We start from the raw sequence: 16,191 nt of genomic DNA, 5'->3' as shown, positions 1-16,191 counted from the left end.
GCGCGCTCAGATCAGCGTCAGCAGGTGCCTGGCAGCGGCGGGGGCTCTTTGCTTCGCGCCGTTGATGAAGAATATGAACACATCGCGCGGCTTCTGCTCCGGCGCCGAGCTCGTAACATAGGGTAGATCGCCGGGTGTGCCACCTTCGGCCCAGAGCTTGGCACGCTCGCTCCAGGCCTGCAGGGCTGGCTTGGAATAGCCGGTAGGCTCCGATGCCTCGGCTTTGCGCAGACGAGCGTAGACGAAGTCAGCCGTGACGTCCGCGAAGTTCGGAAACTCGTCCGTATGCGCGAACACCGTGGCGACCGAATGTTTCTTCGCCAGCTCCACGTAGGCCGCATCCATGAAACTCTTGTGCCGCACTTCGAGCACATGCCGTAACGGCAGGCCGTCCAACGTGTGCGGCAGGGCTTCGAGGAACGCCGCGATGTCGGCCGCATCGAAGTGCAGGCTCGGCGGCAGCTGCCACAGGATGGGACCCAGCTTGTGCTGCAGGGATGACAGACCGCTGGCCAGGAAGCGCGGCACGGAAGGATTGGCCTCCGAGAGCACCTTGCGATAGGTGAGATATCTGGGCGCCTTGATGGAGAACACGAAGTCCTCGGGCGCATCGTCCCGCCATTTCTCGAACACCGCCGGCTTCTGCAGCCGGTAGAACGTGCCGTTGATCTCGATGGCCGTGACCTGCCGGCTGGCGTAGTTGAGCTGCGATTTCTTGGGCAGCTCGGGAGGATAGAACGTTTCTTCCCAGGGCTCGTAGGTCCAGCCGCCGATGCCGGCGCGGATTCTGCCTGCGCTGTTGCTCATATCAACGTACCAGGTGACGCACCGGAACGCGCGATGAACGCTTGATGGTATTGAGCACGATGCTGGAATGCACGTCGCGCACCGCGCGAATGCTCATGAGCTTCTTCAGCACCACGTTGCTCAGCTGCTCCAGATCGGTGACCAGCACCTGCACCAGCAGGTCGAAGGCTCCGGTCATGGCGTAGCAGCTGATGACTTCCTCCATGCCGTCGACGGCGCGGCGGAACTGCTCGATGTTCTCGTCCGTATGCCGACTGAGCCTGACCTGCACGAACGCCTGCATCTTCAGGCCCAGGCGCGCGGGATCGATGACGGCGGTGTAGCCGTGGATGATGCCGTCCTGCTCCATGAGCTTCACCCGGCGGGCACAGGGCGTACTGGAAAGGCCGACCTTCTCGGCCAGCTCGACGATGGAGCGCCGGCCATCGCGTTGCAGCTCGTCGAGAATCGCGGCGTCGTAGCGGTCCAGGTTCATGGGCTTGGGCTCACATCCTGCGGTTTGGCGGAATCGGCTAATACAGATTCTAAACGTAGAGATTATCACCAATACAGCGCGAAATCCTATCGCATTTTGTTGATTTCCGCCTTCGGTACGAGGTTAGGCTGACGTTCGCGGCACGACGTCGTGGACCAGCAAGATCCGAGCACATGAGCGCAGAACGACATTCACTCTTCAGCACCGGCAGCGGCGCCCGGCAGTTTCCACAACCCGACTGGCAGCGCGTGGTGCATGCCGTCCTGGTGTCGCGAGCCCTGGACGAGCTGGAAGAGACCCAGCTGCTGCCGGCCCGCAAGGTTCTGTATCAGTTCACGGCGCGTGGCCACGATGTCACGCAGGTTCTCCTGGCTCAGTTGCTGACCGGTGCTCGCGACGGCGTCGGCGTGTACTACCGCTCGCGGCCGTTGCTGTTGTCGGTCGGCCTGGCGCTGGAGGATGCGCTGGCGTCGACCATGATGCGCTCGGGCAGCGTCAGCGATGGCCGGGACATCGGCGTCGTGTTCAACTTGCCAAGAAAGGACGGCGTGTGTGTGTTGCCCGCCTGTGGTGGCGTCGGTGCGCAGTACACGCCGGCCATCGGTTGGGCGCAGTCGCTGCAATATCGGTCGCAGGTTTTGCGCGAAGCCGAAGCCAACGGCAGCATCGCGGTCGCTCACGGCGGTGAGGCTTCAACGGCCACCAATGGGTTCTGGTCTGCGCTCACTATCGCGACTACGCAACGCTTGCCGATCCTGTTCTTCATCGAAGACAACGGCTACGGTATTTCGGTGAAGTCGGATTTCCAGACGCCGGGCGGCAACATCGCCGCCAATCTCTCGGGCTTCAAGAACCTGCGCATCATTGAAGGCGATAGCGCCAAGCCGGTGGAAGCCGCGGCACTGATCGCCGAGGGTGTCGCGGCCGTGCGCGCCGGTGAAGGCCCGGTGCTGATGCGCATGCTGGTGCCGCGTTTGTCTGGACACTCTGGCCAGGACACACAGACCTACAAGTCTCCGGAAGAGATCAGCGCCGAGCGTGCTCGCGATCCGTTGGTGAAGTTGCGCGCGCAGCTCGTACCCTCTGTGATTTCGGAGAAGGCGTGGCAGGACCTTGAAACACGAGCGCACGCCGACGTGCAAGCCGCGCTCGCGGCGGTCGAAACCAGACCGGTTCCCGACGTGACGCGCTCCACGACGCATGTGTTCTCGGAGACCAAGGAAGATGGCAGTGTCGACCTGCAGCAGCAGGGCGGTCTGCTCAATGCCGGAGTGAAGTTCCCGCAGGGCAGTGAGACGCCGCGTTCTGAAGGCCCACGCATCAACATGGTCACGGCGATTCGCCGTACCTTGGAACATGAGCTGGCGATCAATCCGCGCGTGGTCGTGTTCGGCGAGGACGTCGGCCGCAAGGGCGGAGTGCACGCAGCGACGTTGGGACTGCAGGAGAAGTTCGGCGCGGCGCGCGTGTTCGATACGAGCTTGTCGGAGGAGGGCATCATCGGCCGCGCCGTCGGCATGGCCCTGGCCGGCTTGATGCCGGTGCCCGAGATTCAATTCCGTAAGTACGCCGATCCGGCGGTCGAGCAATTGAATGACTGCGGCACCATGCGCTGGCGCACAGCGAATCGCTTTGCGGCACCCATGGTCGTGCGCATGCCCGGTGGTTTCTTCAAGTGCGGCGATCCGTGGCACAGCCAAAGCAACGAAGTGCAGTTCGTGCACGCGATCGGTTGGCGAGTGGCGATGCCATCGAACGCAGAAGACGCGGTCGGCCTGCTGCGCAGTGCGCTGCGCGCGAATGATCCTACGATCTTCTTCGAACATCGCGCCATGCTCGATGGCGCCTGGGCGCGTCGACCGTATCCCGGTGATGATTTTGTGGTGCCGTTTGGCAAGGCCAAACAACTGCGTACCGGCTCCGAGCTGACCGTCATCAGCTGGGGCGCGATGGTGGAGCGCTGCGAACAGGCTGCGGAAGAGTCCAGCGTCGATGTTGAGTTGCTCGATCTGCGCACCTTGATGCCGTGGGATCGCGAAGCAGTGCTGGCATCGGTGCGCAAGACGCGTCGCTGCCTGATCGTGCACGAAGACAATCTCACTGCCGGGTTCGGCGCCGAAATCGCTGCAACGCTGGCCAAGGACGCGTTCTTCGATCTCGACGCGCCCATCGAGCGCGTCACCATGCCGGACGTGCCGAGCCCGCATAGCCCGTTGTTGCTGGATTCGGTGGTGCCGAGCGTCGCTCGCATTACTGACGCTATCCGCCAGGTGGCCAGCATCTAATCGACCTCGAGAGACCGACAATGACAACGACGATCGAAGTGCGCGCCCCCAGCGAGCAGTCCGAAGGTACGCGTTCGCAGGTGCAGCGCTGGTTGAAGAACATCGGCGAGACCGTGCAGGAGAACGAGCCGCTCATCGAAGTGGAAACCGACAAGGTCACCGTTGAAATTCCCGCGCCTGCCGGTGGCGTATTGCGTGAGATCCTCAAGCAGGAGCAGGAGGAGATCGAGCCGGGCGAGTTGCTCGGGACGATTCAACCCGTCGGCGCCGAAACCGCAGAGACGACAACCGCGGCCGCGCCTGCGGCGGCTTCCTCAAGCAAACCAGTCGACTCGAGTGCGGAAGTGAGAATGGCGGCGCTTGCAGCGCATGCCGAGGCGTTGTCGACAGGACGCAGCAGCCCAGCGGTCCGACGCCTCATCGCCGAACACGGTCTCGAGTCAGCACCGATTCGTGGTACCGGTGCTGGCGGTCGTGTGACCGTCGAAGACGTGCTGGCGTATGTCGCTTCGAGGGGCGCGAAAGCCGCCGAAGCGCAGGCTCGCCAAGAATCGATGCCGACCGAGGCTGAGGCCGCGGTCGCAGGTCGTAGAGTGCCGCATACCGCCATGCGCAAGCGCATTGCCGCTCGCATGGTCGAGAGCCTGTTGCATACCGCGCCGCATGTAACGACGGTGTTCGAAGCGAACATGTCGGCTGTGATTGCGCATCGCGCGGCCCACAAGGAAGAGTTTCAGAAGCGTGGGGTATCGTTGACGTTCACCGCGTATTTCCTGGCCGCGTGCGTGGATGCGATCCGCGAAGTGCCGGAGGCGAACAGCCGATGGACCGAGGATGCATTGATCGTCCCGGACACCATCAACATCGGTGTCGGCACGGCGCTGGAAGGCAAGGGCCTGGTGGTGCCGGTCGTGCGCAACGTGCAGGGCCTGGATTTGTCTGGCATCGCGCGTGAACTGGGCGATGTGGTCGAGCGGGCACGCACGGACAAGCTGACGCCAAACGATGTGCGTGATGGCACGTTCACGATATCCAATCATGGCGTCAGCGGTAGCCTGGTGGCTACGCCCATCATCATCAATCAGCCGCAGTCCGCGATTCTCGGTGTCGGTAAGTTGGAGAAGCGCGCAGTCGTAGTCACGGAGAACGGTGAGGACCGCATCGTGATCCAACCGCGTTGTTTCATCACGCTGACTTTGGATCACCGGGTGATGGACGGTCACCGCGCCAATCGTTTCCTGCAGGTGCTGGTGGAGCGGCTGGAGAACTGGAGCTGATGATCCTGGTCTAGGCGACCCGCACGTCGCTGCTCTCGGTATCGACGTGCGGCAGTCCGCCGAAGCGTTGGAATATTTCAGCGGACGGGGGCGGCAGGGCGCCGGCCTGAGTCTGCACGGTTGCGGACAAATAATGTTCCGAAGCCGGAAACACTTTCGCATACAGATCGCGGCAGAGACGCTGCGCGTCCGTGCCGACCCAATCCTCGGGAAGCAGTGCGGCAGGTAGCAACGGATCGCGCAGATGAATCTTGCGGTATTCATGGAGCAGCAGCGTGCGCAGGATGAACGCTACATCACCAGGGAGCGGTGCATTGCCTGCTGCCTCCAGCGCCGCCGCGACCGGTGCAAACATATCGATGAAGCGCTTGTAGCGGCGCGCGAGATCGCCCAGGTCCCACCCCATGCTGACCAGGTTGGCCCTGGCCGCTTCCGACAGAATGGAGCCTTTCATGACGACCAGATGCCCCGAAGACTGCAACTCGTCGAGGCGCGCACTGATGGCCGGCTCGCGGTACGTGGGATGAGCGAACACGCCGGGCGTGATCTGTCCGAACCCCAGCCACACGAGCTCGTCCCGCAAATCATCGCGACGACTCTTCAGCGAGGGCGGAACGATGGCCACAGTCCACAGGCCGTCCCAATCCTGGGGCGGGGCTCCGTAGATTCGCTGCGTCGCTTCGGCGAAGCGAGCGCGGCCATTGGTGGTGAGGCTGTAGAAACTTGCACGGCCACTGCGTTCAAAACTCACCCAGTCCTCGTTCGCTAATCTTCCGATGGACGTGCGTACCAGCCGCTCGGTCAAGCCAAAGGGCAACGCCAGCCGGATCAGACTGGCCAGGGCGATGGTGCCGCCGCGAGGTGCGATCGAATCGCCCAGGATGGTCACCAGCAGCGAGCCGCCACGCAACGGGCGTTGCCGCCGGAAGCGGGCGACCAGCGCATTGGTGCGGGTGATGAAGGCGGAGCTGGTTTTGGCGGATTTGGCTGACATGGCTCGCATGTTAGCGCAGCGGCACGCCCGGGTTGCGCACCTGCATGGCAGTATGGATCATGTGACACAGAAAAAATTGATCATATCGTCATTTTGTGTCACATTGACTCAGTCCGAAGGTGGGGGACTTATGTACACGCAAGGTTTGGATTCCCTGGGGGCGGATTGCCTGCACCAGGTCAGTGACGCGGCTGCGCTGGAAGAGCGCTTTCAGAACAAGATCGACGCCGACGAGCGCATCGAGCCCAAGGACTGGATGCCCGACGCGTACCGGCAAACACTGATCCGCCAGATCTCTCAGCACGCGCATTCGGAAATCGTCGGCATGCTGCCCGAGGGCAACTGGATCACTCGCGCGCCGACGCTACGTCGTAAGGCGGTGTTGATCGCCAAGGTGCAGGATGAAGGCGGTCACGGCATGTATCTGTACAGCGCCGTCGAGACGCTGGGTGTTTCACGCGACGAGCTGGTCGATCAGCTGCTCGCCGGCACCGCGAAATATTCCAGCATCTTCAACTATCCCACCCTGACGTGGGCCGACATCGGGGCCATCGGCTGGCTGGTGGACGGCGCCGCCATCATGAATCAGATTCCGCTGTGCCGTTGCTCGTATGGTCCGTACGCGCGCGCCATGGTGCGCATCTGCAAGGAAGAGAGTTTCCATCAGCGCCAGGGCTACGAGCTCATGATGACGCTGGCTCGCGGCACGCCCGAGCAGCACCGCATGGCGCAGGACGCGATGGATCGCTGGTGGTGGCCGGCGCTCATGATGTTCGGCCCGAGCGATGCCGCGTCCAAGCACACCGCGCAATCCATGCGTTGGAAGATCAAGCGCGTCACCAATGACGAGCTGCGGCAGAAGTTCATCGACGTCACCGTGCCGCAGGCCGAATACCTGGGCTTGAAGGTGCCCGATCCCGACCTGCGTTGGGATGAAGCCACGCAGCACTACAGCCACGGTCCCATCGATTGGAAAGAGTTCGAGGAAGTGCTCAAGGGCAACGGCCCTTGCAATCGCGATCGCCTCGAAGCACGCCGTCGCGCGCATGACGAAGGTCGTTGGGTGCGTGAGGCGGCACTTGCCTATGCCGAAAAACAGCGTACCCGCGCAACGCAGGCAGCTTGAGAGAGAGCATCATGAGTCAGCAACGTAACCAGTGGCCGCTGTACGAAGTATTCATTCGCGCACGCTCGGGCCTCGAACACAAACACGTCGGCAGCATTCACGCCGTCGATGCCCGCCAGGCCATCGAGCATGCGCGTGACCTGTACACGCGCCGGCAGGAAGGCGTGAGCATCTGGGTGGTGCGCTCGTCGGATATTGCGGCGTCCGATCCGGACGATGCCGACGCATTGTTCGAGCCGGCCAAGGACAAGATCTATCGTCATCCGACGTTCTATACGATTCCGGACGAGGTGAAGAACATATGAGCGCCTCGCCCGCCGCCGTTATTGCCAGCGCGCCGGAGGATCTGCGCTTTCGCTACGCCTTGCACCTGGGGGATACCAGCCTGATCCTGGCGCAGCGCTTGGGCGAATGGGTCGGTCATGCGCCGGCGCTCGAAGAGGATCTGGCGCTGGCGAATACCGCGCTGGACCTGTTGGGTCAGGCGCGCCACCTGCTGTCGTATGCCGGCGAGATCGAAGGCAAGGGCCGCAGCGAGGACGATCTCGCGTTCCTGCGCGATCCATTGGACTTCCTGAATCTCACGCTGGTCGAGCAGCCCAATGTCGACTTCGGCCACACGATCGTGCGTCAGTTCCTGGTCGATGCGTGGCGGCTGGAATTGTTCGAACGGCTGCAAGCTTCGTCCGAGCCGCGACTGGCCGAGATTGCGGCCAAGGCGTTGAAGGAAACGCGCTATCACTATCGCTTCAGCGCCGGCTGGATAGTGCGGCTCGGCGACGGCACCGAAGAAAGTCACAATCGCGTGCAGACCGGGCTGGATGCGCTGTGGAGATTCACGGGCGAGATGTTCGCGCCGGGCGCCGTGGACGAAGAGGCCGCGGCCGCGGGCCTGGGTCCTGATCCGGCGTCGCTACGCGCTGCGTGGACCGCCAATGTCGACCAGGTCCTGAACGAAGCGACTCTGAAGAAGCCCGCCGATATCACCTATCGCTGGCACGGCAAACGTCAGCAGCATACCGAGCATCTGAGCCATTTGTTGGCCGAGATGCAGTTCATGCAGCGGACCTATCCGGGCGCGCAGTGGTAGCTCATGAGCGCGGCAGCCACCAATCCCGGTGATCGCATCGCTGCTCCGAGCGAGCGCCCTGACGAGTCCGATGTGTGGCGCATCCTGAACGACGTGCCCGACCCGGAGATTCCCGTGCTCAGCCTGGTCGAGCTGGGAATCATCCGTCACGTGCGTGTGGCCGAGAATGGCCAGGTGACCGTGGGAGTGTCGCCGACCTACACCGGCTGTCCCGCCACGGAAGTGATCGCTCGTTCGATCGAGACACGACTGCAGGCCGAAGGCTATGCACATGCCAAGGTCGAGCCGGTGCTGTCGCCGCCGTGGACCAGCGACTGGCTGAGCGAGAGCGGTCGCACCAGGCTCCGGGAATATGGCATCGCGCCGCCAGCTCACTCCGTGAGCAGTCCGAAACATCTGTTTCGCGAGCCCAACGTGGTCTGTCCGCATTGTTCGTCGGCACAGACCGCCAAGGTGAGCGAGTTCGCATCGACGCCGTGCAAGGCGCTGTACCGCTGCGCCAGCTGCATGGAACCCTTCGAATACTTCAAGTGCATTTGAAACCATGCTGACCTTTCATCCGCTCAAAGTAGCCGACGTGCATCCCGAGGCCAGCGATGCGCTGTGCATTTCGTTTGAAGTGCCCGAATCGCTGCGTGAGGCTTATCGTTTTCTGCCAGGTCAACACGTCGGCGTGCGTGCGCACATCGGCGGACACGAGGTGCGTCGCACCTATTCGATCTGCAGCGCGGCCGGCGACAGCCACTTGCGCATCGGCGTGCGAGTCCACGACAACGGCAGCATGTCTCAGTACCTGGCGAGGCAGCTGAAGGCGGGCGACAGCATCGACGTGCTGACGCCCACCGGCCGCTTCTTCGCCGAGCCGCAGGCAACGGCAGCCCGGACGTACTGCGCGTTCGCAGGCGGCAGTGGCATCACGCCGATCCTGGGCATCGTGAAGAACTTGCTGGCGAGCGAGCCCAACAGCCGCTTCATGCTGTTCTATAGCAATCGCACCACGTCCACGATCATGTTCGCCGAGGAATTGCTGGCGCTGAAGGATCGCTATCCGACGCGGCTGTCGCTGTACTTCCTGCTCAGCCGCGAGCCGCAGGACGTGGATCTGTTCAATGGCCGGCTGGATCGCGACAAGGTCACCTTGCTGAGCAAGGAAGTGTTCGATCCATTGCACACCGACGCGTTCTTCCTGTGCGGCCCGGGCAACATGATCGACAGCGTGCGCGAGACGTTGCTGAGTCTCGGTGTCGATGCTCAGAAGATTCATTCGGAGCGCTTCGCCAGCGACATGCCCGCGGGCAGCGTGCAACCGGCAGCGCAGCCGGCGGCTGCGCCGAAAAAGGCCGCGGCCGAAGAGGTGGCGAAAGTCACCATCACCATGGACGGCCGGCAACGCACCTTCGCCATGCTGGACGACGATGCGACCATTCTCGACGCGGGCGAGCGCGTGGGTATGGAGCTGCCGTACTCCTGCCGCGCCGGCGTGTGTTCGACCTGCCGGGCGAAGGTGGTCCGTGGCAGCGCCGAGATGGAAGTGAACTACGCCCTCGAGCCTTGGGAAGTGGAAGCCGGTTTCGTCCTGTGTTGCCAGGCTCGCCCGACCAGCGCCGAGATCGAGCTGACTTACGACGAGCGCTGAGCCATGAGCTATCAAACCATTCTGTTCGACGTGTCGGCGGGCGTGGCGCGACTGACCTTGAACCGTCCCGACCGCCTCAACAGCTTCAACGTGCAGATGCATGGGGAAGTGAGGGATGCGCTGTCGACTTTGCAGAACAACAGCGAGGCCCGCGTGCTGGTGTTCACTGGCGCCGGGCGTGGGTTCTGCGCTGGCCAGGATCTCGGCGATCGCGCGGTCGCGCCGGGCGGGCAGGGCGTGGACCTCGGCGACTCCATCGAGAATTACTACAAGCCTTTGGTGATGGCGCTGCGCAATTTGCCCATGCCGGTCATCGCGGCCGTCAATGGCGTTGCCGCAGGCGCGGGAGCAAACATCGCCCTGGCCTGCGACCTGGTGATCGCCACGAAGTCTGCGAGCTTCGTGCAGGCCTTCAGCAAGCTGGGCCTGGTGCCCGACTCGGGCGGCACCTGGTTCCTCCCGCGCCTGCTCGGCAACGCACGCGCCATGGGCCTCGCCTTGTTGGGAGACAAGTTGCCTGCCGAGCAGGCGGCGCAATGGGGTTTGATCTGGCGTTGTGTCGAGGACGCGGAGTTCAAGAACGTCGTCGATCACCTGGCCAGCCAGCTTGCCACCGCTCCAACGCGCGGATTGGCGCGGACCAAGCAAGCCATTTACGAATCCTGGAGTCACACGCTCGAGCAGCAGCTCGACCAGGAGCGAGACTTTCAGCGAGAGCTGGGCCGCTCGCAGGATTATGCCGAAGGCGTCGCTGCCTTCACCGAGAAGCGCACGCCGAAGTTCACCGGCCGGTGAGCTGCACGCGAGGGGGGTGGACATGCAATTGAAGAGCTACATTCAGGGTCGCTGGTTCGCCGGTGAAGGCGAGGCGCAGCAGCTGCGCGATGCCACGACTGGCCAGGTGATCGCCTCCGCGTCGTCGACCGGAATCGATTTTCGGGCCACATTGAAATACGCGCGTGAGGTCGGCGGACCTGCGCTACGCAAGCTGACGTTTCATGAACGCGCCGCCAAGCTGAAGCAGCTGGCCAAGAAGCTCGGTGAGTACAAAGAAGAGTTCTATGCGCTCTCGTATGCAACGGGCGCGACCAAGACCGATTCGTGGATCGATATCGACGGTGGTTTCGGCACGTTGTTCGCCTATGCGAGCCGCGGTACGCGCGAGCTGCCGAACAGCCGCGTCTATATCGATGGCGATGTCGAAATGCTGTCGAAGACCGGCACGTTCGTCGGCCAGCACATCTGCACCCCGCTGGAAGGCGCGGCGGTCCACATCAATGCTTTCAACTTCCCGGTGTGGGGCATGCTGGAGAAGCTGTCTCCGACATTGCTGGCCGGCGTGCCTGCCATCGTCAAGCCCGCCACCGCGACGGCGTATCTCACCGAGCTGGTGGTCCGGCGCATGATCGAGTCCGGCATCCTGCCGGAGGGCTCGGTGCAACTGGTGTGCGGCAGCCTGGGCGATCTGTTCGATCATCTGACCTGTCAGGACGTCGTTTCTTTCACTGGCTCGGCGAGCACCGCGCAGAAGCTGCGGGCTCACAACAGCATCGTCGCTCACTCGGTGCGCTTCATCAGCGAGACGGATTCGATCAACAGCTGCGTGCTCGCCGAGGATGCCAGGCCGGGACAGCCGGAATTCGATCTGTTCGTGCGCGAAGTGGCCCGCGAGATGACCACCAAGGCCGGGCAGAAGTGCACGGCCATCCGTAAAGCGATCGTGCCGGCTGCGTATGCCGATGCTGTGGCCGAAGCACTGAAGACGGCACTCGGCAAGGTCGTCGTGGGCGACCCGCGTCTGGAGAATGTGCGCATGGGCCCGCTCGCTGCATTGTCACAGCGACGCGAAGTGCTCGGCCGCATCGCCGAGCTGCGACGTGAAGCAGAGCTGATCACCGCCGAACAGATCGATCTCGCCGGTGCCGAGCATGACCGCGGTGCATTCGTGCCGCCGTCACTGCTTTACTGCCGCGATCCGAAGAAGGCCAAGGCCGTGCATGACATCGAAGCCTTTGGCCCCGTGTGCACACTCATTCCCTATGAGTCCACTAGCGAAGCGATTGCGTTCGCGCGCAAAGGCGAGGGCAGCCTGGTGGCGTCCGTGTTCACTGCCGACGATGCATTGGCCACGGAGCTGGTGCTGGGCCTGGCGCCGCTGCATGGCCGTTTGCTCGTGGTGAATCGTGATTGCGCCAAAGAATCAACCGGACACGGCTCGCCCCTGCCGATGCTGGTGCATGGTGGGCCGGGCCGCGCCGGTGGCGGTGAGGAAATGGGCGGCATTCGCGGCGTGATGCACTACATGCAGCGCACGGCGATCCAGGGCAGCCCGCAGACCATCACTGCCGTCACCGGCCGGTGGACGCGAGGCGCCGTGCAGAAAGATCCGGGCCGGCATCCGTTCCGAAAAGCGTTTCATGAATTGCAGATCGGCGACACCCTGAACTCGGCCGAGCGTGAAGTCACGCTGGAGGACATAGAGAAGTTTGCCGCGCTGTCGGGCGACACGTTCTATGCGCACATGGACGAAGAGGCGGCGGCTCGCAATCCATTGTTCGGCGGCCGTGTGGCGCACGGCTATTTCCTCGTCTCGGCGGCAGCCGGCTTGTTCGTCGATCCGCCGTATGGTCCGGTGTTGGCAAACTACGGTATCGACCGCCTGCGCTTCGTGAAGCCCGTCAAGCCGGGCGACCGCATCAAGGTGCGGCTGACCTGCAAGTCCAAGTCGCTGCGCGCCGAGAAGGGCTACGGCGAAGTGGCCTGGGACACCGAGATCACCAACCAGAATGGCGAAATCGTGGCCAGCTACGACGTTCTGACCATGGTCAGCGAGCAGCCGGTGAGCTGACCGCCGCCGGCGAAGAAAAGCGCATGACGCCGTCGTCCACGGCGGCGAAGCGCAAGGTCGCGAGATCGAGCGCGTAGTTCTGATACAACCGCCAGGGCCGCTTCGAGCCCTGGTTCGGGAACTTGCCGCGTGCGCGCCGTATGTAGCCCGATGTGAAGTTGACCCACGGCGTGGGCGAGACCGATGCATCGTCATTGCGCGGCGTGCATTGCCGGTAACCCTGCCGGTCCATGTGATTCAGCAGGCGGCACACATACTCGCAGGTGAGGTCGCACTTCAGCGTCCAGGATGCGTTGGTATAGCCGAACGCCAGGGCGAAGTTGGGGACGTCGGCGAGCATCATGCCCTTGTAGCACAGGGTCCGTGCCAGCTCGACGGGCTGCTCGTCTACGACCAGTTGCATATCGCCGAACGCCTGCAGGTCCAAACCGGTCGCCGTGACGACCAGATCCGCGGCGATTTCGGCGCCGGAGCGCAATCGCAGGCCCTGCTCGGTAAAGGTTTCGATGTGGTCCGTGACCACAGAAGCCCTGCCGGTCTTGATCGTTTCGAACAGGTCGCCGTTAGGCACGAGGCACAGCCGCTGGTCCCACGGGTTGTAACGCGGCGTGAAGTGACGCTCGACGTCGCAGCTGTCGCCCAACTCGTCCTTCACCTGCCGAATGAGCATTTGTTTCATGCGTCCCGGCGCGCGCCGGCACAAGTTGTAGAACAGCATGCCGAGCAGGACGTTCTTCCAGCGGGTGATGCCATGGGCCAGCTTCGCTGGGAAGATGTGACGCAGCCAGTTGGCAATCCGATCTTCGGCGGGCCGCGCCACGATGTAGGTGGGTGATCGCTGCAGCATGGTCACATGCGCGGCGGTCTTCGCAAGCTCCGGCACCAGCGTTACGGCCGTCGCCCCGCTGCCGATGACGACGACACGCTTGCCCGCATATTCGATGTCGTCAGTCCATTTCTGGGGATGCACGATTCGGCCCTTGAACTGATCGGTGCCTGCGAGCTCGGGCGTGTAGCCGGCGTCGTAGTTGTAGTAGCCGCTGCACATGAAAAGGAAATTGCAGGTGAAGCGCACGACTTCGCCCGACGGCTGTTGCGCCTCGACGGTCCACAGCGCATCGGCAGTCGACCAGGCGGCGCGCTTGACACGGTGATTGAAGCGGATATTTCGGTCGATACCGTATTCGCGCGCCGTGTCGCGCACATATTTCAGAATCGAAGCGCCGTCGGCGATGGCCTTGGTCTCGTGCCAGGGCCGAAACGAATAGCCGAGCGTGTACATGTCCGAATCGGAGCGAATGCCCGGATATCTGAACAGATCCCACGTGCCGCCGATGGCGTCGCGCGCTTCGAGAATGGCGTAGCTCTTCGTGGGGCAATCGAGTTGCAGGCGATATCCCGCGCCAATGCCGGACAAACCCGCACCGACGATCAACACGTCAACATGTTCCGTGGCCGGCATGGGCGACACCGCCACGGACCTTGCTTCATCAATCATTGTTCATCAATCGTCGGTAGGCGCGTAATTCAACGGCAGGGCAGTGGTGTACTTGATGGTTTCCAGCGAGAAGCTGGCGCTCACGTCCAGGAAAGCGCAGCCGGCGATCAGCCGCTTGTAGACCACGTCATAGGCATCGATGTCGGGCACGACGACACGCAACAGGTAATCCACCTCGCCGCTGACGCGGTGGATCTCGGTGATCTCCGGGATGTCGCGCACCGTGCGCACGAACTGCTCGAACCACGCTTCGCTGTGATTGGAAGTCTTGACGGTGACGAACACAGTGGTGCCGACGTTCACCGCCTTGGCATCCAGCAAGGCCACCGTTCGGGTGATGACGCCGGTTTCCTGCAAACGCTGGATGCGGCGCCAACACGGCGCCTTGGACAAGCCGACCCGCTCGGCAATGTCGGCGGCGGTGAGCGAGCCGTCATGCTGCAGCAGGTCGAGAATGCGGCGATCCAATCGGTCCATGGCAGAGGTGGCTGCGACGAGGGCTGGTACGCGCAGGGACGCGCGATTGCGCAACATTGTTGCGTCCCTCGTGCCGACTGTCCATGTTTTCGCAATCGTGTCGCCGGCGGGCTTGGGTAGGCTGTGTGCATGGACATTCTGCGCGCGAATCCCTTTACCGAGCACCCCGCGTCAGCCGGGGAGACGTATCTGGAGCACCTGCGCACCGCCGCCGGCTTTGGCTTCCAAATGGTGGCTGCGGGGCTGGCCTGCCTGGTCCATGCGTTGCTGCCGTTTCTGTTCGTTCGTACCGGCAGCGATTGCATTTTTCGGCTGCACGAGCGGATGCGTGCACGCCGTCAGATGTCGCAGGCAACTCGTCAGGTAACGGGCCCAGTGACGGGCCAGTAACGGCCAGTATTCGGCCAGCATTCGGCAAAGGGGGCATCCTCCTTACGACGCCAGCCCGGGCGTCGCTGGCTCGTGCGCGCGAGCCGGATAGAATATCCAGTGTCGAGCACAGCGATTCAAGACACGGTTCATGCGTTCCGTGCAAGCTCGCTTTGCCACCAAGAGAAAGGGTTGAGAAAAAGGGTTGAACGTGAAGAAATTTCCAGCCGCGTTGCTAACGCTCGTCGGCCTGGCCTCCGGCGTGCCGCTGGCCCACGCAGAGAATGGCCAACTCTATGGTCTGCTGCGCACTCGTGACCTGACTCCTTTCGGCTTTCTACGCCTGGACATGCGGCCGGCGCACGCCATGGCGATCGAGTCCGGCACCTGGGCCATCGAGACCGAAGTGGCCTATCAGAATACCTGGGCGTTGAGCCCGGCGCTGGAGGACTATCTCACCGCGCTGGCAGCAACCGGCCGGCGCGAGCTGGGTGCGGCCGAGCTGCAAGACATTCGCGACCTGCCCGGCGAGAATTATCTGGTCGACATGGAGCTTGCGCTGCTGGACCTGACCTTCCATTACAAGATCTCCGAGGCCTGGACGGCGTACATGATCGCCAGCGGCGTCTCGTACCAGGGCGGATTCCTGGACAGCACCATCGAGGGCTTTCACAACACCTTCGGCTTCAGCAGCTTCGGCCGGCCGGCGGTGGCGCGCAACCGGGTGAACCTGATCTACGACCTGAAGTCGACTCAATATGCCAGCCTCAGCCGTCCCACCGAAGGTGGCGTGCTCGATCCCACGTTCGGTCTGCGCTACACGAGCTGGAAGCTGCCAGGCGATTGGCATCTGTCTGCGGAACTCGCGGTCAAGGTGCCGGTCGCGGGGCGGCGCGAGTTGCTGTCGACCGGACGCACCGACTACGGCATCCAGGTGTCTTTTCAGCGCAAGGCGCAGAATCACGCGTTCTACTTCGATGCAGCGGCGGTCTACTACGACGGTGCCCCGGCAGACGTGTCCCCGCAGGATTCGCAGGTGATCCCCACGCTGGTCTTCGGCTACGAGCGCATGCTGACCTCGCGCACCAACGTGAACTTGCAGGGCTACATCAGCCAGAGCGTCTACTCGCGCGATCAGACCGAGCTCGATGAGCTGCTGGGCGAGAAGTACCAGGTCAGTCTGGGCGTGCGCCATCGACGCAACAACTTCCTGATCACCTTTGGCATTACCGAGAACCTGCAGAACATCAACAACACACCCGACATTGGTTTCCAACTCGGCCTCGCCTGGATGCCGCTGTAGTGGAGG

16 protein-coding genes are annotated in these 16,191 nt (G+C 63.0%); 11 read left to right on the top strand and 5 right to left on the bottom strand.

Features of this window, described 5'->3' with window-relative positions:
* Positions 1-6 precede the first annotated feature (6 nt).
* A complete protein-coding gene (locus tag VGE08_RS22625; protein WP_331070196.1) occupies positions 7-807 on the bottom strand; it encodes a DUF72 domain-containing protein in 801 nt (266 codons plus the stop codon).
* A 1-nt stretch (position 808) separates the two neighbouring features.
* The gene (locus VGE08_RS22620) at positions 809-1,282 is read right to left on the bottom strand and encodes an Lrp/AsnC family transcriptional regulator (protein ID WP_331070195.1); all 474 of its coding nucleotides are present in this window, start codon (positions 1,280-1,282) and stop codon (positions 809-811) included.
* A 173-nt stretch (positions 1,283-1,455) separates the two neighbouring features.
* Here VGE08_RS22620 and VGE08_RS22615 point away from each other — a divergent pair, with 173 nt between their 5' ends.
* Positions 1,456-3,567: an alpha-ketoacid dehydrogenase subunit alpha/beta gene (locus VGE08_RS22615; RefSeq protein WP_331070194.1), complete on the top strand. Its 2,112-nt coding sequence runs from the start codon at positions 1,456-1,458 to the stop codon at positions 3,565-3,567.
* A 20-nt stretch (positions 3,568-3,587) separates the two neighbouring features.
* Positions 3,588-4,844 carry a dihydrolipoamide acetyltransferase family protein gene (locus tag VGE08_RS22610; protein ID WP_331070193.1) on the top strand — a complete coding sequence of 419 codons (1,257 nt, stop codon included), beginning with the start codon at positions 3,588-3,590 and terminating at the stop codon, positions 4,842-4,844.
* A 10-nt stretch (positions 4,845-4,854) separates the two neighbouring features.
* Here the strand turns inward: VGE08_RS22610 and paaX are convergent, their stop codons facing one another.
* Positions 4,855-5,838: a phenylacetic acid degradation operon negative regulatory protein PaaX gene (gene paaX / locus VGE08_RS22605; protein ID WP_331070192.1), complete on the bottom strand. Its 984-nt coding sequence runs from the start codon at positions 5,836-5,838 to the stop codon at positions 4,855-4,857.
* Positions 5,839-5,968: 130 nt separating this feature from the next.
* Here paaX and paaA point away from each other — a divergent pair, with 130 nt between their 5' ends.
* The 7 genes from paaA to paaZ are packed head-to-tail and all read left to right on the top strand — an operon-like array spanning position 5,969 to position 12,538.
* The gene (paaA, locus tag VGE08_RS22600; RefSeq protein WP_331070191.1) at positions 5,969-6,964 is read left to right on the top strand and encodes a 1,2-phenylacetyl-CoA epoxidase subunit PaaA; all 996 of its coding nucleotides are present in this window, start codon (positions 5,969-5,971) and stop codon (positions 6,962-6,964) included.
* An 11-nt stretch (positions 6,965-6,975) separates the two neighbouring features.
* A complete protein-coding gene (gene paaB, locus VGE08_RS22595) occupies positions 6,976-7,269 on the top strand; it encodes a 1,2-phenylacetyl-CoA epoxidase subunit PaaB (protein WP_331070190.1) in 294 nt (97 codons plus the stop codon).
* Complete coding sequence (gene paaC / locus VGE08_RS22590) at positions 7,266-8,054, top strand: 1,2-phenylacetyl-CoA epoxidase subunit PaaC (RefSeq protein ID WP_331070189.1); 789 nt, start codon at positions 7,266-7,268, stop codon at positions 8,052-8,054. The genes paaB and paaC overlap by 4 nt, the downstream gene beginning before the upstream one ends.
* Before the next feature lie 3 nt (positions 8,055-8,057).
* Positions 8,058-8,594: a 1,2-phenylacetyl-CoA epoxidase subunit PaaD gene (paaD, locus tag VGE08_RS22585; RefSeq protein ID WP_331070188.1), complete on the top strand. Its 537-nt coding sequence runs from the start codon at positions 8,058-8,060 to the stop codon at positions 8,592-8,594.
* Between the two features lie 4 nt (positions 8,595-8,598).
* On the top strand, positions 8,599-9,690 hold the full coding sequence (gene paaE, locus VGE08_RS22580; protein ID WP_331070187.1) for a 1,2-phenylacetyl-CoA epoxidase subunit PaaE: 1,092 nt from the start codon (positions 8,599-8,601) through the stop codon (positions 9,688-9,690).
* Between the two features lie 3 nt (positions 9,691-9,693).
* Positions 9,694-10,485: a 2-(1,2-epoxy-1,2-dihydrophenyl)acetyl-CoA isomerase PaaG gene (paaG, locus tag VGE08_RS22575; RefSeq protein WP_331070186.1), complete on the top strand. Its 792-nt coding sequence runs from the start codon at positions 9,694-9,696 to the stop codon at positions 10,483-10,485.
* A 22-nt stretch (positions 10,486-10,507) separates the two neighbouring features.
* Positions 10,508-12,538: a phenylacetic acid degradation bifunctional protein PaaZ gene (gene paaZ, locus VGE08_RS22570; protein WP_331070185.1), complete on the top strand. Its 2,031-nt coding sequence runs from the start codon at positions 10,508-10,510 to the stop codon at positions 12,536-12,538.
* Here paaZ and VGE08_RS22565 read toward each other — a convergent pair.
* On the bottom strand, positions 12,516-14,000 hold the full coding sequence (locus VGE08_RS22565) for an NAD(P)/FAD-dependent oxidoreductase (protein WP_331070184.1): 1,485 nt from the start codon (positions 13,998-14,000) through the stop codon (positions 12,516-12,518). The two genes, paaZ and VGE08_RS22565, sit on opposite strands and share 23 nt — an antisense overlap.
* A 42-nt stretch (positions 14,001-14,042) precedes the next feature.
* Complete coding sequence (locus VGE08_RS22560) at positions 14,043-14,513, bottom strand: Lrp/AsnC family transcriptional regulator (protein ID WP_349258780.1); 471 nt, start codon at positions 14,511-14,513, stop codon at positions 14,043-14,045.
* A gap of 129 nt (positions 14,514-14,642) precedes the next feature.
* Here VGE08_RS22560 and VGE08_RS22555 point away from each other — a divergent pair, with 129 nt between their 5' ends.
* Positions 14,643-14,903, top strand: a complete 261-nt coding sequence (locus VGE08_RS22555; protein ID WP_331070182.1) for a DUF6356 family protein — start codon at positions 14,643-14,645, stop codon at positions 14,901-14,903.
* A gap of 190 nt (positions 14,904-15,093) precedes the next feature.
* Positions 15,094-16,185 carry a DUF3187 family protein gene (locus VGE08_RS22550; protein WP_331070181.1) on the top strand — a complete coding sequence of 364 codons (1,092 nt, stop codon included), beginning with the start codon at positions 15,094-15,096 and terminating at the stop codon, positions 16,183-16,185.
* Positions 16,186-16,191: the final 6 nt, after the last annotated feature.

The sequence above is a fragment of the Steroidobacter sp. genome (assembly GCF_036406195.1).
Classification (GTDB): domain Bacteria; phylum Pseudomonadota; class Gammaproteobacteria; order Steroidobacterales; family Steroidobacteraceae; genus Steroidobacter.
The sequence above is the reverse complement of the archived record's forward strand: the minus strand, read 5'-3'. Positions and strand labels throughout refer to the sequence as shown.